General features: G+C 45.8%; 21 protein-coding genes. All 21 read left to right on the top strand.

Annotated features, from left to right (window positions below; translation table 11 throughout):
• The 21 genes from folE to ACKI5G_RS12210 all read left to right on the top strand — a co-directional run bounded on the left by folE (position 1) and on the right by ACKI5G_RS12210 (position 23,485).
• Positions 1-567 carry a GTP cyclohydrolase I FolE gene (folE, locus tag ACKI5G_RS12310; RefSeq protein WP_407400767.1) on the top strand — a complete coding sequence of 189 codons (567 nt, stop codon included), beginning with the start codon at positions 1-3 and terminating at the stop codon, positions 565-567.
• A complete protein-coding gene (folP, locus tag ACKI5G_RS12305; protein ID WP_407400802.1) occupies positions 557-1,411 on the top strand; it encodes a dihydropteroate synthase in 855 nt (284 codons plus the stop codon). Before folE ends, folP begins: the two co-directional genes overlap by 11 nt.
• Positions 1,408-1,782, top strand: coding sequence for a dihydroneopterin aldolase (gene folB, locus ACKI5G_RS12300; RefSeq protein ID WP_407400765.1), 375 nt, complete (start codon positions 1,408-1,410; stop codon positions 1,780-1,782). Before folP ends, folB begins: the two co-directional genes overlap by 4 nt.
• Positions 1,783-1,843: 61 nt before the next feature.
• Positions 1,844-2,356: a 2-amino-4-hydroxy-6-hydroxymethyldihydropteridine diphosphokinase gene (gene folK / locus ACKI5G_RS12295; protein WP_407400763.1), complete on the top strand. Its 513-nt coding sequence runs from the start codon at positions 1,844-1,846 to the stop codon at positions 2,354-2,356.
• A gap of 13 nt (positions 2,357-2,369) precedes the next feature.
• Entirely contained in the window at positions 2,370-2,747 is a 378-nt protein-coding gene (locus ACKI5G_RS12290) for a hypothetical protein (protein WP_407400761.1), read from the top strand.
• A 528-nt stretch (positions 2,748-3,275) separates the two neighbouring features.
• The gene (locus ACKI5G_RS12285; protein ID WP_407400759.1) at positions 3,276-3,893 is read left to right on the top strand and encodes a phosphoribosylanthranilate isomerase; all 618 of its coding nucleotides are present in this window, start codon (positions 3,276-3,278) and stop codon (positions 3,891-3,893) included.
• Entirely contained in the window at positions 3,890-4,660 is a 771-nt protein-coding gene (gene trpC / locus ACKI5G_RS12280; RefSeq protein WP_407400757.1) for an indole-3-glycerol phosphate synthase TrpC, read from the top strand. The genes ACKI5G_RS12285 and trpC overlap by 4 nt, the downstream gene beginning before the upstream one ends.
• A 55-nt stretch (positions 4,661-4,715) precedes the next feature.
• Positions 4,716-5,900 carry a tryptophan synthase subunit beta gene (gene trpB, locus ACKI5G_RS12275; protein WP_407400755.1) on the top strand — a complete coding sequence of 395 codons (1,185 nt, stop codon included), beginning with the start codon at positions 4,716-4,718 and terminating at the stop codon, positions 5,898-5,900.
• Complete coding sequence (gene trpA, locus ACKI5G_RS12270) at positions 5,900-6,694, top strand: tryptophan synthase subunit alpha (protein WP_407400800.1); 795 nt, start codon at positions 5,900-5,902, stop codon at positions 6,692-6,694. Before trpB ends, trpA begins: the two co-directional genes overlap by 1 nt.
• A complete protein-coding gene (gene trpE, locus ACKI5G_RS12265) occupies positions 6,695-8,191 on the top strand; it encodes an anthranilate synthase component I (protein ID WP_407400753.1) in 1,497 nt (498 codons plus the stop codon). It begins immediately after the preceding gene.
• A complete protein-coding gene (locus tag ACKI5G_RS12260; protein ID WP_407400798.1) occupies positions 8,172-8,747 on the top strand; it encodes an anthranilate synthase component II in 576 nt (191 codons plus the stop codon). Before trpE ends, ACKI5G_RS12260 begins: the two co-directional genes overlap by 20 nt.
• A 256-nt stretch (positions 8,748-9,003) precedes the next feature.
• Entirely contained in the window at positions 9,004-10,047 is a 1,044-nt protein-coding gene (locus ACKI5G_RS12255) for a helix-turn-helix transcriptional regulator (RefSeq protein ID WP_407400751.1), read from the top strand.
• Between the two features lie 250 nt (positions 10,048-10,297).
• Positions 10,298-11,896, top strand: a complete 1,599-nt coding sequence (locus ACKI5G_RS12250; RefSeq protein WP_407400796.1) for a ribonuclease J — start codon at positions 10,298-10,300, stop codon at positions 11,894-11,896.
• A gap of 140 nt (positions 11,897-12,036) precedes the next feature.
• Positions 12,037-13,521 carry a PTS transporter subunit EIIC gene (locus ACKI5G_RS12245; protein WP_407400749.1) on the top strand — a complete coding sequence of 495 codons (1,485 nt, stop codon included), beginning with the start codon at positions 12,037-12,039 and terminating at the stop codon, positions 13,519-13,521.
• A gap of 476 nt (positions 13,522-13,997) precedes the next feature.
• Positions 13,998-14,945 carry an aspartate carbamoyltransferase catalytic subunit gene (locus ACKI5G_RS12240; RefSeq protein WP_407400747.1) on the top strand — a complete coding sequence of 316 codons (948 nt, stop codon included), beginning with the start codon at positions 13,998-14,000 and terminating at the stop codon, positions 14,943-14,945.
• The gene (locus ACKI5G_RS12235; protein ID WP_407400745.1) at positions 14,942-16,234 is read left to right on the top strand and encodes a dihydroorotase; all 1,293 of its coding nucleotides are present in this window, start codon (positions 14,942-14,944) and stop codon (positions 16,232-16,234) included. Before ACKI5G_RS12240 ends, ACKI5G_RS12235 begins: the two co-directional genes overlap by 4 nt.
• 2 nt (positions 16,235-16,236) lie before the next feature.
• On the top strand, positions 16,237-17,310 hold the full coding sequence (gene carA, locus ACKI5G_RS12230; RefSeq protein ID WP_407400743.1) for a glutamine-hydrolyzing carbamoyl-phosphate synthase small subunit: 1,074 nt from the start codon (positions 16,237-16,239) through the stop codon (positions 17,308-17,310).
• A 3-nt stretch (positions 17,311-17,313) separates the two neighbouring features.
• Entirely contained in the window at positions 17,314-20,550 is a 3,237-nt protein-coding gene (carB, locus tag ACKI5G_RS12225; protein ID WP_407400741.1) for a carbamoyl-phosphate synthase large subunit, read from the top strand.
• 9 nt (positions 20,551-20,559) lie between these two features.
• On the top strand, positions 20,560-21,276 hold the full coding sequence (gene pyrF, locus ACKI5G_RS12220; RefSeq protein WP_407400739.1) for an orotidine-5'-phosphate decarboxylase: 717 nt from the start codon (positions 20,560-20,562) through the stop codon (positions 21,274-21,276).
• A complete protein-coding gene (gene pyrE / locus ACKI5G_RS12215) occupies positions 21,276-21,869 on the top strand; it encodes an orotate phosphoribosyltransferase (protein WP_407400737.1) in 594 nt (197 codons plus the stop codon). The genes pyrF and pyrE overlap by 1 nt, the downstream gene beginning before the upstream one ends.
• 236 nt (positions 21,870-22,105) lie before the next feature.
• Positions 22,106-23,485 carry a YjiH family protein gene (locus ACKI5G_RS12210; protein WP_407400735.1) on the top strand — a complete coding sequence of 460 codons (1,380 nt, stop codon included), beginning with the start codon at positions 22,106-22,108 and terminating at the stop codon, positions 23,483-23,485.
• Positions 23,486-23,537 lie beyond the last annotated feature (52 nt).

The following is a 23,537-nucleotide window of genomic DNA, read 5'->3' as shown; positions in this document are numbered from 1 at the left end:
ATGAACAAAAAAGCTGTACAGGCCATGCAGGATTTTCTTGAGGCGGTGGGAGTTGATCTCAGAGCTTCAGGAATGGAAAAGACCCCTGAACGGGTTGCGGGGATGTATGAGTATCTGTTCAATGGAATAGGTGTCAGTACTGATGATGTGTGGGGAGAGCTTTTCAAGGTAGAAAATGAAGGCATAGTGGCTGTAAGGGATATCCCATTTTATTCCATGTGTGAACATCATTTGGTGCCATTCTTTGGTAAGGTATCCATTGCTTACAAGCCCCATGAAGGTTCTATTGCTGGCTTTAGTAAGTTTACACGTATGGTGGAAATTATTTCTCATCGGCCACAGCTTCAGGAGCGCATGACTGAGGATATCGCCAGGGCTGTGGAGCAGGGACTGAAGGCTGATGGCGTGCTGGTAATCGTGGAGGCACAGCAGCTTTGCATGATTATGCGTGGAGATATGGCTCATGGTTCAAAGACAATAACATCTTCAACCCGTGGCTGTTTCAAGAGTGACAGGGATAGCTATCATCAGGCCTGGAATATGTTAGGATGGGATAATAATGAGTAAGAGAGTTTATAAGTGGACCGATGGAAAGTGTTTGGAGATTGGCTCCAGAACGCTGATTATGGGGATTTTAAATGTTACCCCGGATTCATTTTCCGACGGTGGAAAATGGAATACTGTGGATCATGCCTTGCAGCACATGAAGGATATGGTTGACGCAGGGGCTGATATTATAGATATAGGTGCTGAATCCAGCAGACCCGGTTTTAAGACCATGTCTGCAGAGGAGGAAATAGAAAGACTGAGTCATTTTTTGGAGCCGGTGCTCAAGGAGTGCCCGGTGCCTGTTTCCATAGATACCTTTAAGGCTGATACCGCTGAATATGCAGCCTCGAAGGGGGTACATATTCTGAATGATATTTGGGGCCTTCAGTATAGGGAGGAGCCGGGGAAAATGGCCCGGGTAGCTGCCAAATATGATTTGCCGGTGGTGGTTATGCACAATCGGGATTCCAAGGAATATGATATGGATATAATGGATTCCATGAGAGAATTTTTCCGGGATAGCATTAAGATCGCCAGAGAAGCCGGCATGAAGGAGGAAAAAATCATTCTTGATCCGGGAATTGGCTTTGGCAAAACCGTGGAAGGTAATCTTTATGTAATGCAAAATCTGGAAAAAATAAAAAATATAGATGGCCTGGACTACCCTGTATTGCTGGGGACCAGCCGCAAGAGCTTCATTGGCAATACCCTGAATTTGCCTGTGGAGGAAAGGATGGAGGCTACTGGAGCCACCTGTGTTATGGGCATAATGAAGGGATGCGAGATTATGCGCATCCACGATGTTTTGCCTATTTCCCGTATGTGCCGTATAACAGATGCTATTTTGGAGGCGAAAGCGTGAAGGATAGTATTTTTCTTGAGGGTATGGAATTCTTTGGCAGACATGGGGTATTGCCGGAGGAACAGCGGCTGGGACAACGCTTTATTGTTGATTTGGTCATGAATTTGGATTTGCATAAGGCAGGGTACACAGATGATTTGGAGGCAACTGTCAATTATGCAGAGGTTTTTGCCAGGGTTAAGGAAATCGTGGAAGGGGTTCCGGTTAAATTGCTGGAATGTTTGGCGGATAGAATTGCCCAGGCAGTATTTGAAGGCTATTCTTTAGTGGAAAGCTTGGAGGTCACCATTCATAAGCCCGGGGCTCCAATACCCGGTATCTTTAAAGATGCTCAAGTAAAAATAAGGCGTCAGCGACAGGAATATATTTAAGTGTTTTAAATATAGAGAGTTATGTTTTTGTGTATTAAGCGCGAGTAAAGGAATGAGTGAAATGAAGAAGACGTATGAGTGCTACATCAGTATCGGTTCCAACATGGGGGATAAGGAAGCGACCATCAGAAAGGCCATTAAAATGTTAGCGGCTTCAGACAAAATTCATTTGGTCAGTGTATCATCCTTCTATGAAACCCCACCATGGGGTAAATCAGATCAGCCGTTGTTTTTTAATGGAGCCCTCTGTGTGAGAACAGAGCTTGAACCTATGGAGCTTTTACATGTGTGTCAGGATATAGAAAAGCAGCTGGGCCGTGTTCGTCATACTCATTGGGGACCTCGTACCATAGACCTGGACCTTCTTTATATTGATGGGGTGGAGATGGATACGCCGGAGCTTACACTGCCTCATAAGCACATGCTGGATAGGGCATTTGTGCTGGTTCCTTTGTCTGAGATTGCCCCGGGACTGCGTATAAAAGGTAAATTTATTGGCGATTACCTCATTCATACCAGGGATAAGGATGATATGGTGCTGATTAAGAGAATACGCCAAAGACGAGAAGCGTAAGGAGTGAACAGTTATGATTTGTCAGAAGTGTGGCAGCCAGCTTAATATGGATGGTACCTGTCCTAATTGCGGACAGGGTAATGTGCGTATTATGGAAAAGTCTGAGATTAACGCTTATGACGGCATAACTATTGAAGAAAACAGCTATGAGCAGGAGAGTGCCGGGACTGGAAAAAATGATAACCAATTTGGCGGTTTTGGTGGTTTTGGTGGCTACGGCAGTGGGCCTCGGATCATTCGCTTTTCTGGCAGTGGCACTCTAACCAAGCTGTTATTTGCAATAGCCATCGCTCTGCTGGTGGCCGGTCTTGTTTTTGTTGCCTTGCCCTTGATGGTTTTGGCCGTAATTATTGGTCTGGCAGTTTATATGGTTTACAGTTTTTTAACATAAAAATAATAAATATACAAAAGTTTACATTTTTTGTTGACAGCCAGTGAAATTTATATTATTATAGCGGTGTTGATAATTAAATATTCAAATCATTGATTGGGAAATAGTAGCTATTCCAACTTTTGATAGCGAGCAGGTGCCGAATATTATTCGGAGGTGGAATGACCTGTGAAAAGCGTTTAGTGAATGGTCCCAAGAGAGTCCACCGAAAGCATTGGATGTGATTAGGCTGGAACGGTTGCCACCGTTATTGGGCTGCGGTATCGGACCAAGTTCCCGTACTTAAGAGGGTGATATTACCAGTGGCATAAACATTTTATCTCGGTAAGGGATGAGATGTTTTTTTATTACACGAATAATATCACTGAAATTGGGTGGCACAGCGAAACCATTTCGCCCCATGTAGAGCTTTAAGCAGCTTTACATGGGGCTTTTTATTTAGAGCTTCCACTTTGGAAAAGCATCTAAAGGTACCAGGAGCAAGGCTCCGTCGGTTTCAGTGCAGCTGACGGATGAGGTGACAAAGATATGGCAAGAGTAAAGATATGTGGCATAAGGGAAATGGAAGCTGCCAGAGCAGCAGGTGGGGCGGATTTCATGGGTTTTATTATGAGTGACAGGTTCAGGCGTTATTGTCCACCTGCTGCAGTAAAGCATATCTGCAATACAGTACAGGGACCAAAAAAAGTCGGAGTATTTGTGGATCAGCCCATTAATGAGGTTAATGCAATAGCTGAGTATTGTGGCCTTGATATGATACAGCTTCATGGACATGAAAGCATGGAGTACGCTGAGAAAATACAAAAGCCCATTATAAAAGCATTTCGCTATGGCGAGGATTTCTCACTGGAACGGGCTGAGGCCTTTCCGGCAGAGTACATTCTTATAGATAGTTACAGCAAAGCGACTGTGGGAGGCAGCGGCATCAGCTTTAAATGGCGGGAGGCCGCCAGTACCATAAAGAAATTAAAAAAGCCGTATATTATCGCCGGAGGAATATCTGCTGAAACATTGCAGGAAGCCATTAAGATATTTGATCCCTATGGTATAGATGCCTCCGGGTCCATGGAAATAGATGGAAGAAAGTCGCCAGAGCTGATAAGGGAATTTTTGGCGGTGGCAGGAAAGAAAGTGGTGGAAACATGAGAGATTATTTAGCAGAAATTGTTGCACAAAAAAGGGATATTGTGGAAGCCGCAAAAGAGCAGCTGTCCTTGAAGAATTTGAAGAAACGACTGGAAAAGGGTACCTTTGCCATGTGCTCCCAGTTTCAGAAAAGGGAGTGGAACCTTATAGCTGAGTGCAAGCTACAGTCCCCGTCCAAGGGAAAATTCAATCATCCATATTCAGTTTTGGAATTGGCCAGGATGTATGAAAAAAATGGCGCCAGCATGTTGTCGGTACACACGGATCCTCACTTTTTAGGGAAGAATGAGGATTTGGTGGAGGTCAGAAGGGCCGTAAAAATCCCTATCCTTCGTAAGGATTTTATTATTGATGAGTACCAGATTTATGAGGCCAGAATGCTGGGGGCTGATGCGGTTTTACTCATAGCAAGAATACTTGAAGAAAAGCAGCTGGAGGATTATCTGAATCTGACATGGAGTCTGGGGATGGACGCCTTGGTAGAGGTGCATGACAGGGAGGATATGGAAAAGGCCATGAAAACACCAGCCAAGTTTATCGGTATCAATAACCGAAACCTGAAGCTGTTTAAAACCACTATTGATAATACCTTGGATCTTTTGCCTTTGGTGGAGGATAATCGGACTGTTATCAGTGAAAGTGGTATACATACCCTGGATGAAGTGAGGATGCTTCATGAAGCGGGAGTAGATGGCATATTGGTGGGTGAGGGCTTGTCCACGTCAAAGGATGTGGAAAAAGCCACCCGGGATTTTGCCCTATTATGAAAAAAATAGTAATGAAGTTATAGCGTGTGAAAGAGATTTGTAGGAGGAAGAAAGTATGTCAAAGGGAAGATTTGGAAAATATGGTGGTCAATATGTACCTGAAATTGTAATGCCGGTATTAACGGAGCTGGAGGCAGCCTATGAAAAATATAAGAATGATCCGGATTTTTTGGCAGAGTTAAGGAAATATTATGTGGAGTATGCGGGGCGTCCAACACTTCTCTATTATGCGGAGAGGCTCACCAAGCACTATGGCGGGGCAAGGATATTTTTAAAGAGAGAGGATTTACTTCATACAGGGGCCCATAAAATTAACAACGCGTTGGGGCAGGTGCTGCTGGCCAAGAGAATGGGCAAAAACAGGGTTATTGCAGAAACCGGTGCTGGCCAGCACGGTGTGGCCACAGCAACAGTGGCAGCTCTCTTTGGAATGGAGTGCAAGGTGTTTATGGGGGCAGTTGACATGGAGCGTCAGAAGCTGAATGTTTTCAGAATGAAGCTCCTGGGAGCTGAGGTGGTGCCTGTAACAACAGGAACCTCCACTTTAAAGGATGCCACCAGCGAGGCTATTCGCTACTGGGCAGCACATATTGAGGACACTCATTATATTATCGGTTCTGCTGTGGGGCCTCATCCATATCCAACCATGGTTCGAGATTTCCAGTCAGTTATTGGCAAGGAAATCAGAGAACAGATTAAGGAGGAGGCCGGAGGGCGCCTGGATTATCTTATTGCCTGTGTGGGCGGTGGCTCCAATGCCATCGGTACCTTCTATGAATTCAGAAATGATGAGAGTGTAAAGAAGTTTGGCGTGGAGGCAGCTGGCCGTGGCCCTGCTGTAGGGGATAATGCCCAGACCCTTTCCAATCCTGCCAGTCGTCCAGGGGTCCTTCACGGTGCCTACAGCTATTTGGCCCAGGATGATGATGGTCAGGTTATAGAGGTGTATTCCATTTCCGCAGGTCTTGATTATCCAGGGGTAGGCCCGGAGCATGCCATGTTCCATGAGAAGGGCGTGGTGAAATATGTGGGTATCGACGATAAGGAGGCTTTGGATGCCTTCCAGCTTCTTTGCCGTGAGGAGGGTATTATACCAGCTGTGGAAAGCTCCCACGCTTTGGCATATCTTGAAAAGCTCATGCCGAATACAAAGAAGGATGAAGTGGTGGTAGTTACCCTGTCCGGCCGTGGTGACAAGGACGTACAGCAGGTGGCAAAGGTATTGGGAGAGGAGATTTGATTATGAGTCGTTTACAGGATAAATTTAATGAGCTTCAGTCTGCACAAAAAAAGGGTTTGGTTATTTATCTTACCGCGGGCATTCCCGATGCCGCTGGCACCCTTGAGGCAGTAAAAACAGCAGTGGATAATGGGGCTGATGTTATAGAGCTGGGTATTCCCTTCTCCGATCCTATGGCTGACGGCCCGGTTATTCAGTCAGCTTCATATAAGGCAATACAGAAGGGCATGACCCTAAAAAAAGTGCTGGAGCTGGTTCGTGAGATTCGTAAGTTTACCCAGGTTCCTATTTTGGGCATGGGCTATATAAATGTTATGCTTAATTATGGCTTTGAAAAGCTGGCAGAAGATGCCAAAACAGCAGGCATTGATGGCTTTATTGTTCCCGATGTTCCCCATGAGGAGTCCGGGGAAATGAAAAGGGTATGCAAGGAGCAGGGACTTCATTTGGTGGAATTCGTAACACCTGGAACCACCGACAAGCGAATAAGTGAGACCTGTACTACGGCAGATGGCTTTATTTATTGCGTATCTGTAAACGGGGTAACTGGTGTCAGAAAGATTGATTACAGTCCCATTAATAAGGTCATTGAACACGTTAAGAAGCAAACAGATACCCCGTGTGCTGTAGGATTTGGTATTGGTTCCCCTGAGGCAGCGGTGGCTGCCGCTCAGAAGGCAGATGCTGTTATTGTGGGCTCGGCTGTGGTAAAGCTGGTAATGGATAACAAACTGAATGAGGCCGGTAAACTCATTGGCGATATTCGTCATGCTTTGGATAAGAAGGTGAACTAAATGAAGCTGACCCCATCATTGGAGGATTTTAAGGAAAAAGCTAAAAAAGCAAATATGGTGGCCCTCAGCATGCCGATTTCCACAGACCTCGATACTCCAGTGTCCATTTTTTACAAGCTGGTGGGTGAGGAAAAGGGATTCCTTCTGGAATCTGTGGATGCTCACCAGAAATTTGGGAGATTTTCCTTTATAGGAGCAGAGCCTTTTATAAAATTACAGGTATATAAAGACCGCCTTATGATTCAGGAAGAGGACGAAATGCGGGCAGTGGACGGTGATCCTACAACAGCTATAAACAAGTATATGGCTGGTCTTAACAGTGCCATCGGGAATTTTGAGCTGCCTCTGACCAATGGCGGTGCTGTAGGATATTTCAACTATGAAATATCTGCTGTGTTTGACAGGGTCCGTAATGTGCAGGTGGAAGACGAGGAGCTGTTGGGGCAGTTTATGATCTGCCGCATTCTCATGGTTTTTGACCAACAGAAAAATGCCTCCCAGCTTATTTATCTGGCCAGTGTGAAAAATGGGCAGGATCTGGATGAAGTGTACGAAAAGGCAGAACAGCGAATGAAGGAGCTGGAGGAAAAGCTGTATGCAGCCGTAAAGACCCCAAAGGTAAAGGTGGCAAAGCGTAAGGAAAAGGTGGATTTCCTTGGTAAATACGGGAAGATGCCTGCTGATTTTGCTGCTACAATAAAGAAATGCAAGGACTATATTGTGGCGGGGGATATTTTTCAGGTGGTGCCTTCCAGGCAATTTCGGGAAAAGATTACCAAGCCAGCCTTTCACTTCTATCGTCGCCTTCGTCAGGTAAATCCTTCTCCCTATATGTTTTATCTGAATTTTGGCAAGAAAAAGTTTGTGGCGGCCTCCCCGGAGATGCTGGTAAAGGTGGCGGGAAAGCAGGTTTATACTTATCCTATTGCCGGAACCCGTCGACGTGGAGCTTCTGAGGAGGAGGATCAGGCTCTGGAAAAGGAGCTGAAGGCAGATATAAAGGAGCGGGCAGAGCATTCCATGCTGGTGGATTTGGCCAGAAATGATATTGGCCGTATCAGTGAGCCTGGCAGTGTGGTGGTAACCAAGCTGCAGGAGGTGGAACGATTCTCCCATGTGATGCACATGGTATCTGAGGTTATGGGGACCTTGAAAAAGGGCTTTACATCAATGGATGTTATAAAGGCCTGCTTCCCGGCAGGGACAGTAAGTGGTGCTCCAAAGCTGCGGGCCATGGAGATTATTCAGGAGCTGGAGCCAGTGAAACGTGGAGCCTATTCGGGTACAGTGGGATATATGGATTTCAATGGCAATATGGATATGTGTATTACCCTGAGGACAATGGTTATTGATGGAGACAATGCCTTTATTCAGTCCGGGGCTGGTATAGTGTATGATTCCCAGGCTGAATTTGAGTATAATGAAATTCTGCAAAAATCCAAGGCTATGTTTAAGGTTGTGGAGGAGGTGGAGAATGATGTTGTTACTTTTAGATAACTATGATTCCTTCACCTACAATGTATATCAGCTGCTGTGTGACTTAGGGGCCGAGGTGGAGGTAATCCGCAATGATATGGCCACAGTGAAGGAAATTGCAAAAAAGGGCTATGAGGCTATAGTAATTTCTCCAGGACCAGGTGTTCCCAGGGATGCGGGAATTACGGAGGAGCTTATAAATACTATGAAGGGCAAGGTGCCGATTCTTGGGATATGCTTGGGGCATCAGGCAATTGGAGAGGTTTTCGGCGGCAGGGTAACTGGTGCTGGTGAAATCTGCCATGGTAAGACTTCACCAATTACCCATAATGGAACAGAAATATATAGGGACCTGCCTCAGCAAATAGAGGTGGGCAGATATCATTCACTTATCGTGTCAAGGGATGGGTTGCCGGATTGTCTGGAGGTAACCTCGGAGCTGGCAGATGGTACTATTATGGGCTTAAAGCATAAAGAATATCCTATTTATGGGATGCAATTTCATCCCGAATCTATCCTGACACCCCAGGGTAGAACCATGATGGAGAATTTTTTGTCATTAATTAATTTAAAGTGAAAAGTTTTAGATATAGTTTTATGCTTTATTTTTTAGAAGGTATTGTCATATCCCCCGACAATATCTTCTTTGTTTTCCTTGACGGCAGTGGAATAATGTGATAATACATAATAAATTGAAGTGTGGGCGTTTTTTTGCTATGAAATCTTAGTGAATCAAATCCAAAGGATGCAGATGAGCTTTAGATTTCGTGTAAGGGCGTAGTGCAAAATATCATTTTGCACGGAGTTTACTATCTTGAATGGGAGGGATTTTCGTGGCATACGATTATATAAATGACGGCAACATTGATGCTGACGCCTTGCAAAAGGGAATAAAGGGCAATAAAAAGGCCCGTATGCTGCAGCTTCTGAAAATGCTTAATGAAGAAACTGACGAGAATCACCCTATTTCCACAAATGAAATTATTGCCAGAATGAAGGAACTGGGGCTGGAGGTTAACCGCAAAACTGTAAAGGATGATGTGGACCTTCTAATTGCCTTTGGCTATGATGTGGTAATAATAAAATCCTCCAACAATTCTTTTTATATGGGGGAGAGAAATTTTGAGTTGTCCGAGCTCAAAATGATGGTGGATGCCATTTCTGCTTCCAAAATTATTTCTACCAAGGCCAGCAATGCCCTTATTGAAAAGCTGCAGCATCTGTGCAGTAAATATCAGGCGGATGAGCTGCTTTGGAACAGGGATGTAAATATAAGCATTAAGCCATATAGCAAGAATGTTAATCTGATTATTGACAAGCTCACCAAAGCCATCGGCAAGAAGCGGCGAGTAAATTTTAAGTACAATGAGTATAATATAAATAAGGAGCTTCAGCCACGTCACGATGGCAAGGTTTACGATATAAGTCCATATTTTCTGGTGTGGAATGAGGACCATTACTATCTGGTGGGCAATGAGTACAGCACCAAAACCACCAAGACCTTCCGTATAGATCGTATCGATGGTTCCTCACTGGTGGTTTCCAAGGAACAGGCTGTGAGAAAGCCGGAGCGGGATCTGCTTTCCAAGTATTCCCAGCGTACCTTTAGCATGATGGCTGACGAGAAAAATGAGCGTACGGTGGTGCTTCGTTGCAAAAATAATATGATTACCATTATGGTGGACCGATTTGGTGTAGATGTTGATACCAAGGTACGGGATAGGGAACATTTCGATTTGACAGCAAAGCTGTATGTGACCAAGGGCTTTTTTAGCTGGCTTGCCAAGTTTGGTGATGATATCAAGGTAATTAGTCCTCCTCAGGTGGTCAATGACTATAAGGAATATCTTGAAAAAATACTCGTGCAGTATAAATAACGATTAAAGGTGACTGTTTCGGCAGTCGCCTTTTAAATTTATGACTTTACAAAAATGATATAAATATCCTATAATGGAGTGTAATGAGCTGTTCGGATAAATAATCTTATTAGATTTGTGAGACGGTTAATACGGTTCGGATTTAATCATAAATGTGTTTATATAATTAAATATGGAGGTGTGATTTTTGCCAAAAGAGAAAAAATTACAGATTATTCCTTTGGGCGGATTAGGTGAAATCGGCAAAAATATGACAGTTGTGCGGTACGGCGAAGAGATACTGCTTATTGATGCCGGTCTGATGTTTCCAGATGAGGAAATGCTGGGTATAGATCTGGTTATTCCTGATTTTACTTTTCTGGTGGAGAACCGGGAGCACGTTAAGGCAATTGTGTTGACCCATGGTCATGAGGACCATATCGGGGCACTGCCTTATGTGCTGAAGGAGATAGACGCGCCAGTGTACGGTACAAGACTTACCCTGGGTATCCTGGAAGGACGTTTGAAGGAAAATGGAGTAGGCAATGATATGTTACGTCCCGTAAAGCAGGGTGACAGTATCAAGGCTGGCTCCTTTAACGTGAATTTTATTCGCGTGAACCACAGTATTCCTGATGCCGTGGGTCTGGCTATTACAACCCCTATGGGTACCATCGTTCATACTGGTGATTTTAAGCTGGACTACACTCCAATTGACGGAAAAATGACGGATTTCAGACGTTTTTCCGATTTGGGCAACAAGGGTGTACTGGTTTTGATGGCGGACAGTACCAATGCTGAACGCCTTGGGCATACTCCTAGTGAAAGCACTGTTGGTGCTTCCTTTGAAAAGGCCTTTCATAATGCAAATTCCCGCATTATAGTAGCTACCTTCTCATCCAATGTTCACAGAATACAGCAGATTATTAACACGGCTGTAACCTATAAACGCAAGGTGGCTGTTTTGGGGCGCAGCATGGTAAATGTTGTGAATATTTCCCGAGAGCTGGGTTATATTACCGCTCCTGAAGGAACAATTATCGATATTGACGAAATCAATAATTATCCGGCTAATCAGGTTGTGGTTATTACCACAGGCAGTCAGGGGGAGCCTATGTCTGCACTGACTCGTATGTCCCAGTCCGATCACCGCAAGGTGGGTATCGTTCCAGGGGATACCATTATTATTTCTGCTACTCCTATTCCAGGAAATGAAAAGCTGGTTTCCAGAACCATAGATAATCTTCTGAAGCTGGGGGCTCATGTGGTATATGGCCGTGAAAATGGCATCCATGTATCAGGTCATGCCAGTCAGGAGGAGCTTAAGCTTATGCACAATCTGGTGCGTCCGAAGTTCTTTATCCCGGTTCATGGTGAGTACCGTCACTTGGTTAAGCATGCCAAACTGGCCCAGGAGCTGGGGATGAAGAAGGAAAATATCTTCATCGGTGAAAATGGCCAGATTTTGGAATTTACCAAGAACAAGGGCGTAGTAGCCGGCAAGGTTACCTCTGGCCGTATCTTGGTTGACGGTCTTGGTGTAGGTGATGTTGGCAATATCGTTCTTCGTGACCGCCGTCAGCTGTCCCAGGATGGTATCATTATCATCGTGGTTACCATGGACAAGGAACAGGGCGTTGTAGTTGCTGGTCCTGATATTGTCAGCCGTGGCTTTGTTTATGTTCGTGAATCCGAAGAGCTCATGGAGGATGTTCGCACCCGAGTGGAGGAAGCTCTGGCCCGCTGTGAGGATGAAGGCATTACCGAATGGTCCGGTCTGAAATCCGCCATGCGTGACGCACTGGGGCGCTATATTTTCGAGCGTACCCGCCGCCGTCCAATGATTTTGCCAATTATTATGGAAATTTAATACTGAAGTTAAGATTAGACGCATCTTTTTTTGAAGGTGCGTCTTTTTTAGTTGGAGCAGAAGGACTATAGCATTCAATGTAGAATTCCTTAGGTCGGGACTAATAATAAAGACCGCGAAAAAGAAAGGGGTTATCTTAAATGAAATTTCTTCAAAAAATAGGGAAGTCGCTGATGCTTCCTGTGGCGTGTCTGCCCTTATGCGGTATTCTTATGGGGCTGGGGTATCTGCTGTGTCCGGCCTCCATGCAGGGTGGGGAAATAACTGGCCTGGTGCCTACTATCGGAATATTTCTGGTGAAGGCAGGGGGAGCCTTGATTGATCACATTGCCCTGTTGTTTGCCGTGGGTGTCGGCGTGGGCATGGCGGATGACCAGAATGGCACCGCAGGCCTCACGGCGCTGGTTTCCTGGTTGATTATTACCACCCTTTTGCAGGCCGATTTTGTGAAGCTGCTAGCACCTGCCATTGCCGACCAGCCAGCATCTCTGTTGGCGTTTCAGAAGATTGAAAATCCTTTTATCGGTATATTGGCGGGTATAATAGGTGCCCAGAGCTATAACCGTTTCAAAAATACGGATTTGCCGGAATGGCTGGCCTTTTTCAGCAGAAAAAGAAGTACAGTTATCATATCTGGCCTGAGCTCAATTTTGGTGGCGGCAGTGCTGTTTTTTGTATGGCCGGTGCTGTTTGGTGCTTTGGTAAGTCTGGGACAGGGTATTGCTGGTATGGGAGCTGTTGGTGCAGGTATCTACGCCTTTCTGAATCGTCTCCTTATACCGCTGGGGCTTCATCATGCCCTTAACAATGTTTTTTGGTTTGATACTATTGGCCTTGGTGACCTTACACATTTTTGGGCCGGTCACACTGATGCAGATGTTCCATGGTCGTTGGGTATCTATATGTCCGGCTTCTTCCCATGCATGATGTTTGGTATTCCGGGGGCAGCACTGGCGATTATTCACTGTGCGGACCGGAAAAAGAGGAAATATGTGGTGGGTATTTTGGGCTCAGCAGCATTATGCTCCTTTGTATGTGGTATTACCGAGCCCTTTGAATTTGCCTTTATGTTTGTGGCACCAATGCTGTATGTGGTTTACGCCCTGCTGTACGGACTTTTCAGCTACGTAACGGCACTGGCTGGATTTAGGGCCGGCTTCTCCTTTTCAGCCGGTGCTACGGACTTGATGTTCTCATCCTCTTTGCCGGCGGCGCAGGATACTTGGCAGATTGTACCATTGGGCTTGGCGGCATTTGTGATATTCTATGTTGTTTTCCGGGTGTTGATACGCAAATTCAACCTTCCTACGCCGGGAAATGAGGCAGAGGATTCCAATGATATGGCTGATGCCTTGGAGACAGCAGGTGACAGGGCCGATGTGGTGGAAGGCGTAGATATTGCTTCACTTCTTGCTGCTCTTGGAGGGAAAGATAACATTCTTATATTAGATAACTGTGCCACAAGGCTGCGGCTTGAGCTGAAGGATGACAGCGTTGTTGATGAAAAGCGGCTAAAGGAAGCCGGTGCCAAGGGTGTCATAATGCTGGGGGAAAACAGTGTGCAGGTCGTTATTGGCATGAAGGTTCAAAAGGTGGCCGATGCGCTCGATGAACAGCTGAAATAATTTTTTAAAAAGTCGCATTTCAGACGACACTATCAATAATTCCATTATTGTAAAAATGATATTGTTATTATTTTAAAGTAATGTACATTCATCAAATTACTGAGATGTGGAATATAGATTTATCGGCTATATCCAACAAGGGAAAGATGGAGAAGCGATTTGATTATGTGGTAAAACAGATAGCATGATTTATGGTATTGAAACTAATTTTTACGGAAGTAGTGGAAGTTCCTTGCTTTCGTATCGGCTATGTGTTATAGTGTTTACAGTTGAATAATGACCTTTGAAATTAGTCCTGTGAGGCTGATAAAGGAAGCTGGTAAGATAGTGCGCTATCAAAATTACTGGGATAACTGTATCTAAAAGCATTTATAGCTTTCTTGTGCCTCGGCATGAGAAAGCTTTTTTTATGGGAAAAGTTATCATAACGTACATTTCACAGCTGGTCGGGTCAAAAGTATAAAGGAGTGATTGTCTTGGATAATTCTAAAGTAAACCTTCGGGGGAAAGATGTGCTGGCTCTGGCAGATTTTTCCAAGGAGGAAATCCAGGTGATTCTGGAAAGTGCCAAGGAGATGAAAAATATTATTCATCGTGACATCAAAAAGGTGCCGGCTCTGCGTGGCAAGTCCATTGTGACTCTGTTCTATGAGCCAAGTACCCGTACCCGTTCATCCTTTGAACTGGCTGGAAAGTATTTGGGAGCTGATGTGGTAAATATTACCGCCGGTACCTCCAGTATCGTAAAGGGGGAGAGCCTTCGTGATACCCTTTATACCGTGGAAGCTATGGGAGTAGATGCCATCGTTATGCGTCACAAGGCCGAGGGCGCTGCTGAATACGCTTCCAAGGTGGCAAGCCCGGTAATCATAAATGCTGGTGATGGTGCTCACGCTCACCCTTCCCAGGGCTTGTTGAACCTCTTTACTGTGCAGGAGCACAAGGGATATCTTGAGGGCCTGAAGTACGTTATTTTAGGCGATATTACCCACAGTCGCGTTGCCCGTTCGGACATTCAGGGGATGCGGAAAATGGGGGTTGAGGTTCATTTGGCTGGACCTAGAACACTTATGCCAAGATTCCTCTTTGAGGAAGAGGGTATTGTGATTCACGATAATGTGGAGGAGGCAATCAAGGATGCGGATGTAATCAATGTCCTCCGCATTCAGCTGGAGCGCCAGAAGGCTGGCCTTTTCCCATCTCCAAGAGAATATGCCCGTATCTACGGTCTTAATGATAAGCGTTTGGCTCTGGCCAAGGATGATGTGCTTGTACTGCATCCAGGACCAATGAACAAGGGCCTGGAAATTTCTCCATTCGTAGCTTATGGTGACCACTCCGCTATTCAGGAGCAGGTTCAGAACGGTGTAGCAGTTCGTATGGCTATTCTGACCCACGCGTTGATTGGAGGTAACAAGGCATGAAAACATTGATTAAGGGTGGCAGAGTAATTGATCCTGCCAATTCATTTGATAAGGTTGCTGATGTATTAATCGAGGATGGCAAAATCGCCAAGGTGGCAGGAAATATTAAGGGTGCCGCTGATGAAGTTATTGATGCTGAGGGCAAGATTGTGTGCCCTGGGTTTATTGATATGCACGTTCATCTCCGTGAGCCTGGCCAGGAAGCCAAGGAGGATTTTGAGTCCGGGTCCAGAGCTGCGGCAGCAGGTGGATATACCACAGTAGCAACCATGCCAAATACTAACCCTGTAGTGGACACCGCGGCTATGGTGCGTTCTTTACAGAAAAGAGCTGAGGATGCAGCTGTGGTTCATATAGAGATTATTGGTGCAGTTACTAAAGGCCAGAAGGGCGAGGAAATGGCAGAGATGGGGGATATGACCCAAGCTGGTGCTGTGGCTTTCTCCGATGATGGTCATTTCACCAAGTCTGCCAAGGTAATGCTTAACTGCTATGATTATCTGAAGTCCTTTGATAAGGTAATCATCAACCACGAGGAGGAGCCAAGCCTCATCGAGGAAGGCGTAATGAATGAAAGTCACAGAAGTGCCATGCTTGGCATGAAGGGTCGTCCTACCGTGGCTGAGGATATTGCAGTGTATCGTGATATTGCTCTGGCTGAATATGCAGGGGCCAGAGTTCATGTGGCACATATAAGCTCTGCCAATGCGGTAGATTTGGTGCGTCAGGCTAAGAAGCGCGGGGTTAAGGTTACTGCTGAGGCTACTCCACAGCATTTGACTATGACTGATGATATGGTAAATCTATTTGACAGCTCCACCAAGGTTAATCCGCCACTGCGTCAGCAGAAGGACGTGGAGGCAGTGCTTGAGGGCATTAAGGATGGCACTATTGACTGCATCGTAACAGATCATTCCCCACATGCTCAGGAAGAAAAGGACAGAGAGTATATTTATGCACCAAGCGGCTTCCCTGGACTGGAAACCTCCCTTGGCTGTCTTATGACTGATTTGGTGGCTACTGGCAAGCTGGATTTGGTTACCATGATTTCCAAGCTCACTGCTGAGCCAGCTAAGATTTTCGATTTAAATGCCGGAAGCCTCTCTGTAGGTATGCCTGCTGATATAACTGTAATTGACCCTGAATTGGAATGGACCGTTGATGAAAAGAAATTCTATACCAGGGGCTCCCATTCTCCGTTTATTGGCCGTAAGTTCAAGGGCAAGGCTGTTAAGACCCTGGTGGACGGCAAGCTGGTAATGGACGATGGCGTAGTTTTGGAGGTGTAATCTTGAAAGGAAAACTTATTCTCGAGGATGGCAGCGTCTTCACTGGAGATCTGTTAAATGAATACAAAGCCACCGGCGAGGTGGTGTTTAATACTGGTATGACCGGTTATCAGGAGATACTTACTGACCCATCCTATTGCAGTCAGATTGTTACCCTGACATTCCCCCTAATTGGCAATTACGGTGTGGCAGATAAATTTATGCAGTCCAGAAAATCCTTTGTCAACGGATTCATTATCGGTGAGCTTTGTGATGAGGGCAGCAACTGGCAGAAGGAAAATGAGCTGGCAAAGTTTTTGAATGACCAGAAGATTCCTTGCCTTTATAATGTTGATACCCGTGCAGTTACAAGAACCATCCGTTCCCAGGGCTGCATGAAGGGCATTATCGTATCCGAGGATGCCAGCCAAGAGGAAATAGATAAGCTCATGGGTGTGCCAATCAAGCTGGATGTGGTGGCAGAGGTTACTACTCCCGAAACCTATGTAATGGATAATGATGGCCCTCATGTGGTGGTAATGGATTTTGGCATCAAGCAGAATATATTGAATTCCCTCCACAATCTTGGCTGCAAGCTCACAGTAGTGCCTGCTGATACCAAGGCTGATGAGATTATGGCCATGAATCCTGATGGAATTTTCCTCTCCAATGGTCCTGGAGATCCTAAGGATGTTCCGGAGATTATTGAGGAAGTGAAGAAGCTCATTGGCAAGAAGCCAATGTTTGGTATTTGCTTGGGACATCAGCTGATTTCTCTGGCTCTTGGGGCAAACACCTATAAATTGAAGTTTGGTCACCGTGGCTCTAACCAGCCAGTAAAGAATCTCCTTAACGGCCGGGTTCATATTTCTTCCCAGAATCATGGCTATGCTGTAGAGGAAGCATCTTTGAAGGAGCTTCCGTTGGAGGTTACTCACATTAACGTTAATGATGGCACTGTGGAGGGTATGCGTCATACATCTCTGCCATTGTTCTCCGTCCAGTATCACCCTGAGGCTTCCCCGGGTCCTGACGACAATATGTATCTGTTCGATCAGTTCTGGACACTTTTAACCGGCGAGACAAAGGGGGAATAATCAGTGCCAAAGAAGGAAAATTTGAAGAAGGTTATCGTTATTGGTTCCGGCCCGATTATTATCGGACAGGCGGCTGAGTTTGACTACGCAGGCTCCCAGGCTTGTCGAGCCCTTAAAGAGGAAGGCTTGGAGGTTGTATTGGTAAACAGCAATCCAGCCACCATTATGACAGATAAGCACATGGCGGACCGCGTATATATTGAGCCATTAACTGTAGAGTTTATGGAGCATATTATCAGCAAGGAAAAGCCGGATGGACTTTTGGCTACATTGGGCGGCCAGGCGGGTCTGAATCTTGCTGTACAGCTTTCTGAACAGGGCATTTTGGAAAAGTACAACGTGGAGCTTTTGGGCACTTCCTTAAAGGCCATTGAGCAGGCAGAGGACAGAGAGCTGTTTAAGGAAACCATGAACAAGCTGGGTGAGCCTATCCCTGAGTCCACCATTGTTGAGGACGTGGAGTCCGCCGTACAGTTTGCCAATGAAATCGGCTATCCTCTTATCGTTCGTCCTGCCTATACTATGGGTGGCACTGGCGGCGGTATTGCTGACAATGAGGAAGAGCTGGTGGACATCGTCATAAAGGGACTTAAGTATTCCATGATTGGTCAGGTCCTCATTGAGCGTAGTGTGGCCGGCTGGAAGGAAATTGAGTACGAGGTAATGCGTGACGGCAACGACAACTGTATTACCATCTGTAATATGGAGAATTTCGACCCTGTAGGTGTTCATACCGGTGACTCCATTGTTGTGGCACCTTCCCAGACACTTACAGACCATGAGTATCAGATGCTGAGAAGTGCCAGCATTCGCATTATCCGTGAGCTGGGTATTGAGGGCGGTTGTAATGCCCAGTATGCTCTGGATCCTAATTCCAATCAGTATTATGTAATTGAAGTAAATCCTCGTGTAAGCCGTTCTTCAGCATTGGCCTCCAAAGCAACCGGTTATCCTATTGCCAAGGTATCTGCCAAGATTGCCATCGGCTACAGTCTTGACGAGATTACAAACGCTGTAACCCAGAAGACCAAGGCCTGTTTTGAGCCGGCTCTGGACTATTGCGTGGTTAAATTCCCACGCTGGCCTTTTGATAAGTTCGTATATGCAGACAAGACTCTGGGAACCCAGATGAAGGCTACTGGAGAGGTTATGTCCATTGACAGAAACTTTGAGGGAGCTATCTTAAAGGCAGTCCGTTCCCTGGAAATCGGTGTACACCGTCTTCACATGGAGGATATGGATGCCTGGGATGATGAAAAGGTTATTAAGGCCTTGTCCAAGTGCAATGATGAGCGCCTCTTTGTAATAGCTGAGGCCATGCGCCGTGGCATTGTTGATGTGGATGGGATTCATAGCATTACTAAAATAGATAAATGGTTCCTGCGGAAAATCAAGAAGATTACCGATTTGGAGCTTAGAATTCAGAATGAGCAGATTACTCCTAGTCTTATGCTGGCTGCCAAGGACGTTGGACTGGCTGACCGCTCCATTGCAGAACTGGCGGGAAAGACAGCTGATGAAATCCGTACACTGAGAAAGACCATGAACATTCTGCCATGCTACAAGATGGTAGATACCTGTGCTGCTGAGTTTGAGGCTGCAACCCCTTACTATTATTCCACCTTCCATGCCCAGGAGGATGAGGTGGATACCTCCAGCAAGCGTCGCAAGGTTTTGGTACTGGGCTCCGGACCTATACGAATCGGTCAGGGCGTAGAGTTTGACTATTGCTCAGTACATTCGGTATGGGCTCTCCGTCAGATGGGCATAGAGGCAATTATTGTCAACAATAACCCTGAGACCGTATCCACTGACTTCGATATTTCCGACAGACTTTACTTTGAGCCACTGACCTCTGAGGATGTTCTTAACATCATTGACAAGGAAAAGCCAGAGGGTGTTATCGTACAGTTTGGTGGACAGACGGCTATTAATTTGGCAGAGGATCTCAGCAAGGCTGGGGTGAAAATCTTCGGTACTTCTGTAAATGATATTGATAGGGCAGAGGACAGAGAGCGCTTTGACGAGGTGCTTACTCAGACCGGTATTCCTAGACCACAGGGCATCAGCGTAACCAATTTGGAGGATGCCATAAAGGGTGCGGCTGAAATCGGCTATCCTGTAATGGTTCGTCCTTCTTATGTATTGGGTGGCCGTGCCATGGAGATCGTTTATAACGAGGAAGAGCTTATTGACTATATGGGACGTGCAGTAAAGGTAACACCGGAGCATCCTGTTCTGGTGGATCGCTATATGCAGGGCACCGAGGTGGAAGTGGATGCTATTTCCGATGGTGTGGATGTAATCATCCCAGGCATAATGGAGCATATTGAGCGGGCCGGTGTTCATTCCGGTGATTCTATTGCTGTGTACCCACCACAGACTCTGCCACAGAAGGTAAAATATACCATTGTGGATTATACCAAGCGCCTGGCAGTGGGCCTCCATGTAAAGGGCCTTATGAACATTCAGTATGTTGTGGCCAATGATGAGGTCTTCGTAATTGAAGTAAATCCACGTTCCTCCCGTACAGTACCATTCCTCAGCAAGGTAACAGATGTTCAGATGGTGGATATTGCCACCCAGATTGCTATGGGCTCCACAATTAAGGAGCTTGGCTTCAAGCCAGGTCTGGTAAGCCCTAAGCATTATGTGGCAGTAAAGGCCCCAGTATTCTCCTTCAATAAGATGGCCGATGTGGATATATCCCTTGGGCCGGAGATGAAGTCCACTGGCGAGGTTATGGGTATCGACTACCACTATAACCGTGCTCTGTATAAGGCTATGACTGGTGCGGGCATGAATATTCCTGTAAATGGAACAATCCTGTTCACTGTGGCTAACAAGGACAAGGACGAAATGAAGCAGCTGGCCAAGGCCTTCTCCGAGCTGGGCTTTAAGCTGGTGGCTACTGCCGGCAGTGCCAAGGCCATTAAGTCCATGGGCATTGATGTTGAGGTAGTGGGCAAGATGCATGAACGCAGTGTTGACATTATCCAGCAGATCAAGAAGGGCCGTATCCACATGGTAATCAATACTATGACCCAGAATCAGGGCAAGAGCGTAGTACACGACGGCTTCAAGATTCGTCGTGCTACGGTGGAGCATGCTATCCCGTGTCTCACTTCTCTGGATACCGCCTGGGAGGTGCTGAATGTACTGGAGTTCATGCGGGAGCGCCGCTTGGTTTATAGCCTGGCTATTCAGGATTATGTAGGCGGCGGCTACGATTTAGCTTAAGGAGGAAAAATGGCAGATAATCGTTTGATTGTAGCCCTTGATTTTCATAAATTTGAGGATGTGGAGAAGCTGGTAGATACCTTGGGGGACAGCGTCAGCTACTACAAGGTAGGCATGGAGCTTTTCTACAGCGAGGGAGCCAAGGTTATTTCTTACCTAAAAGAAAAGGGCAAGAATATCTTTTTGGACCTGAAGCTCCACGATATTCCAAACACTGTGGCTGAGGGACTTTGCTCTCTCATGGTACAGGGGGCGGATATTATGAATGTTCACGCCTCTGGTGGCTTTACCATGATGAAGACAGCGGCAGATAAAGTTCATAAAAAGGCTGAGGAGATGGGGATTCCATGTCCAAAGCTGATTGCGGTAACTATCCTTACCAGCATAAATCAGGAGGATTGGCAGGGCCTGGGTATGCAGCGGGAAATTCGTGAGCAGGTGGTTCGTCTGGCCAAGCTCACCCAAGAGGCTGGACTTGATGGGGTGGTGGCTTCCCCTCAGGAGGCAGCAGCCATTCGTGAGGTCTGTGGCCCGGATTTTCTCATAATCACTCCTGGGGTGCGCCCAGCGGGAGCCAGCATTGACGACCAAAGCCGAATTGCAACTCCTGAGGCAGCACTGAAAAATGGCGCTACCCATCTGGTGGTGGGCCGTCCTATCCGTGCTGTAGAGAATCCGAGGGAAGCTGCGGAAGCAATTATTAAAGAAATGGAGAGGGTAAACTAATGGCAGAATTAAAAGCTCTTACTGAAAAAGAAGTAGAGGATATGCTTCTGGAAACCGGTGCAATTATGGAAGGTCATTTTCTTCTTACCTCCGGCCTTCACAGCCCACGCTATGTGGAGAAATTCAATGTGCTTCAGAAGCCTGAATACACCGAAAAGCTGTGCCAGGCCATGGCAGCCAAGTTCGTTGACGCCAATATTGAGACCGTGGTGGGTCCTGTAACCGGCGGCATTCTGCTGGCCCATGAAACCGGCAAGGCTTTGGGTACCCGTGCTATTTTCACCGAGCGTGAAAACGGCAAGATGACCTTCCGTCGTGGCTTTACCCTCCATGAGGGTGAGCGTGTTCTCATCGTTGAGGATATTGTTACCACCGGCGGTTCCATTCGTGAGGTTATTGATGTGGTTAAGGAGCATGGTGGCATTCCGGTGGCTGTAAGTATGCTGGTAGACCGCAGCGGTGGTAGGGCAACCTTTGGTGATGTGCCAAGCACTGCCCTTTTGCACATGGATGTTCAGACCTATGAACCTGATAACTGCCCACTCTGCCAAAAGGGGATTCCAATGACCAAACGTGGCAGGACAGGAAAATAATTTGCTAATAGAATAAGAAAAGCTGTAGATACCGTCAGGGGAATGTCTTCCTCTGGCGGATTTTTTTGCTAATTATCCATTGCATAAAATTCCATAATAATGTATTATATTATGCGTTGGTGTTCTGAATTAAAATTCACTATTAACCCATATTTTTTGGATAAAAATTAATTTTATGTGAATTTCATGAATATAGAAAAATTGGAACAATTAATTTATACACGAAAGGGATATTTATGCAGGCTATGGTAGAAAAGCAGGATGTAGCACAGCAGGAAACTTCAGAAAAGGGTTACAATATTTCGGATATTTTTAAATTTTTAGGGTGTTCATTATTTGGCTGCTTTATGTTTTTATATCCTTGGGATACCACAGGGGGGACATATAATACAGCTCTCAGCGTGCTGACGGAGGCACTGGATAAGGCCATTCAGGAAAATGTTCCTTGGCTCCTCACGGTAGTGGTGGTATTCTCTGCTATAAGTGCTTTGGTGGGCTGCTTTTGGAAGATTCAGAAATCTGGCAGATTCAGCTGGATTTTTCCACTGATGTTTGTTTCAAAGCCATATATGTTGACCCGTCTTATTGCCTTGGCAGTAACTATATGCGTTGTGTTTGAGGTTGGGCCTGAGGCAGTTCGCAGTGAGGACGTTGGGGGCAGCATGGTTTCTTTGGCGCAGACATTGATTGCAATTGCTGTAACCCTGAGCTTTGTACTTCCTTTTCTTACCGACTGTGGTATCATGGAATTTATGGGTATATTGTTGAGGCCGCTGATTCTCCCATTGTTTAAGGTTCCGGGCCGTGCCTCTGTGGATCTTATTGCTTCTTGGCTTGCTTCCTCCAATACGGCTGTATTGATTACGGGTAATCAGCACCAAAATGGCTATTATAGCAAGCGTGAAGCTGCTTCAATTATGACAAATTTCTCGTTGGTATCCATTCCTTTTTGTATGGTAATTGCCGAGACGTTGAATGTAACCAATCATTTTTTGTTGCTTTATGGTTCTGTTACTGCTATTGGTCTGCTGCTGGCCATGATAGGTGTCCGTATTCCACCATTGTCCAATATTCCGGATGAATATTGCGGTGAGAAAAATATCAATGAGGAAGTGCCTGAGGCCTCATCTTTGCTTGGGTGGGCATGGTTAGCGGCCATGAAACGTGCCAAAAAGTTTGGTTTTATGAATGCGCTGGATGCTGCCGGCAAAATGACTATTGGTATTATTATGGACCTTATTCCAATTGTTATTGCTTGGGGTACCTTGGGATCTCTGCTTGTTAATGAGACCTCTATTATGCAGTGGATTTCTTATCCTATGGGAGCGTATATGAGTTTCCTTGGTATCGAGGGAGCTTTTGATATTGCACCAGCAACTTTGGTTGGATTTATTGATATGTTTATTCCAGCCCTTATTACCAGCCCGGATTTTCCTGTGCAGACCCGCTTTTTGGTAGCAGGCCTGTCTTTGGTGCAGATTATATATCTCACCGAGGTGGGAAGTATTATTGTAAAGTCCAATGTGGGACTTGATATCAAACGCCTTTTTGTAATTTTTCTGGAGCGAACAATTATTGCTTTGCCTTTGCTGGCATTTATATCCAAATCTTTGTAAATTAATACATTGTTTTAATTGGGATCGGGTAACGGTCCCTTTTTTTATTGTC

Source organism: Anaerovibrio sp. (assembly GCF_045637405.1).
Classification (GTDB): Bacteria; Bacillota; Negativicutes; order Selenomonadales; family Selenomonadaceae; genus Anaerovibrio.
This window is presented reverse-complemented; position numbering and strand designations above follow the sequence as displayed.

Bases quoted from the DNA above. Each gene is read 5' to 3' on its own strand.
- folE (WP_407400767.1), top strand. From the start codon at position 1: ATGAACAAAAAAGCTGTACAGGCCATGCAGGATTTTCTTGAGGCGGTG.
- folK (WP_407400763.1), top strand. From the start codon at position 1,844: ATGAAGAAGACGTATGAGTGCTACATCAGTATCGGTTCCAACATGGGG.
- ACKI5G_RS12290 (WP_407400761.1), top strand. From the start codon at position 2,370: ATGATTTGTCAGAAGTGTGGCAGCCAGCTTAATATGGATGGTACCTGT.
- ACKI5G_RS12285 (WP_407400759.1), top strand. From the start codon at position 3,276: ATGGCAAGAGTAAAGATATGTGGCATAAGGGAAATGGAAGCTGCCAGA.
- trpC (WP_407400757.1), top strand. From the start codon at position 3,890: ATGAGAGATTATTTAGCAGAAATTGTTGCACAAAAAAGGGATATTGTG.
- trpB (WP_407400755.1), top strand. From the start codon at position 4,716: ATGTCAAAGGGAAGATTTGGAAAATATGGTGGTCAATATGTACCTGAA.
- trpE (WP_407400753.1), top strand. From the start codon at position 6,695: ATGAAGCTGACCCCATCATTGGAGGATTTTAAGGAAAAAGCTAAAAAA.
- ACKI5G_RS12260 (WP_407400798.1), top strand. From the start codon at position 8,172: ATGTTGTTACTTTTAGATAACTATGATTCCTTCACCTACAATGTATAT.
- ACKI5G_RS12250 (WP_407400796.1), top strand. From the start codon at position 10,298: ATGACAGTTGTGCGGTACGGCGAAGAGATACTGCTTATTGATGCCGGT.
- ACKI5G_RS12245 (WP_407400749.1), top strand. From the start codon at position 12,037: ATGAAATTTCTTCAAAAAATAGGGAAGTCGCTGATGCTTCCTGTGGCG.
- ACKI5G_RS12235 (WP_407400745.1), top strand. From the start codon at position 14,942: ATGAAAACATTGATTAAGGGTGGCAGAGTAATTGATCCTGCCAATTCA.
- pyrF (WP_407400739.1), top strand. From the start codon at position 20,560: ATGGCAGATAATCGTTTGATTGTAGCCCTTGATTTTCATAAATTTGAG.
- pyrE (WP_407400737.1), top strand. From the start codon at position 21,276: ATGGCAGAATTAAAAGCTCTTACTGAAAAAGAAGTAGAGGATATGCTT.
- ACKI5G_RS12210 (WP_407400735.1), top strand. From the start codon at position 22,106: ATGCAGGCTATGGTAGAAAAGCAGGATGTAGCACAGCAGGAAACTTCA.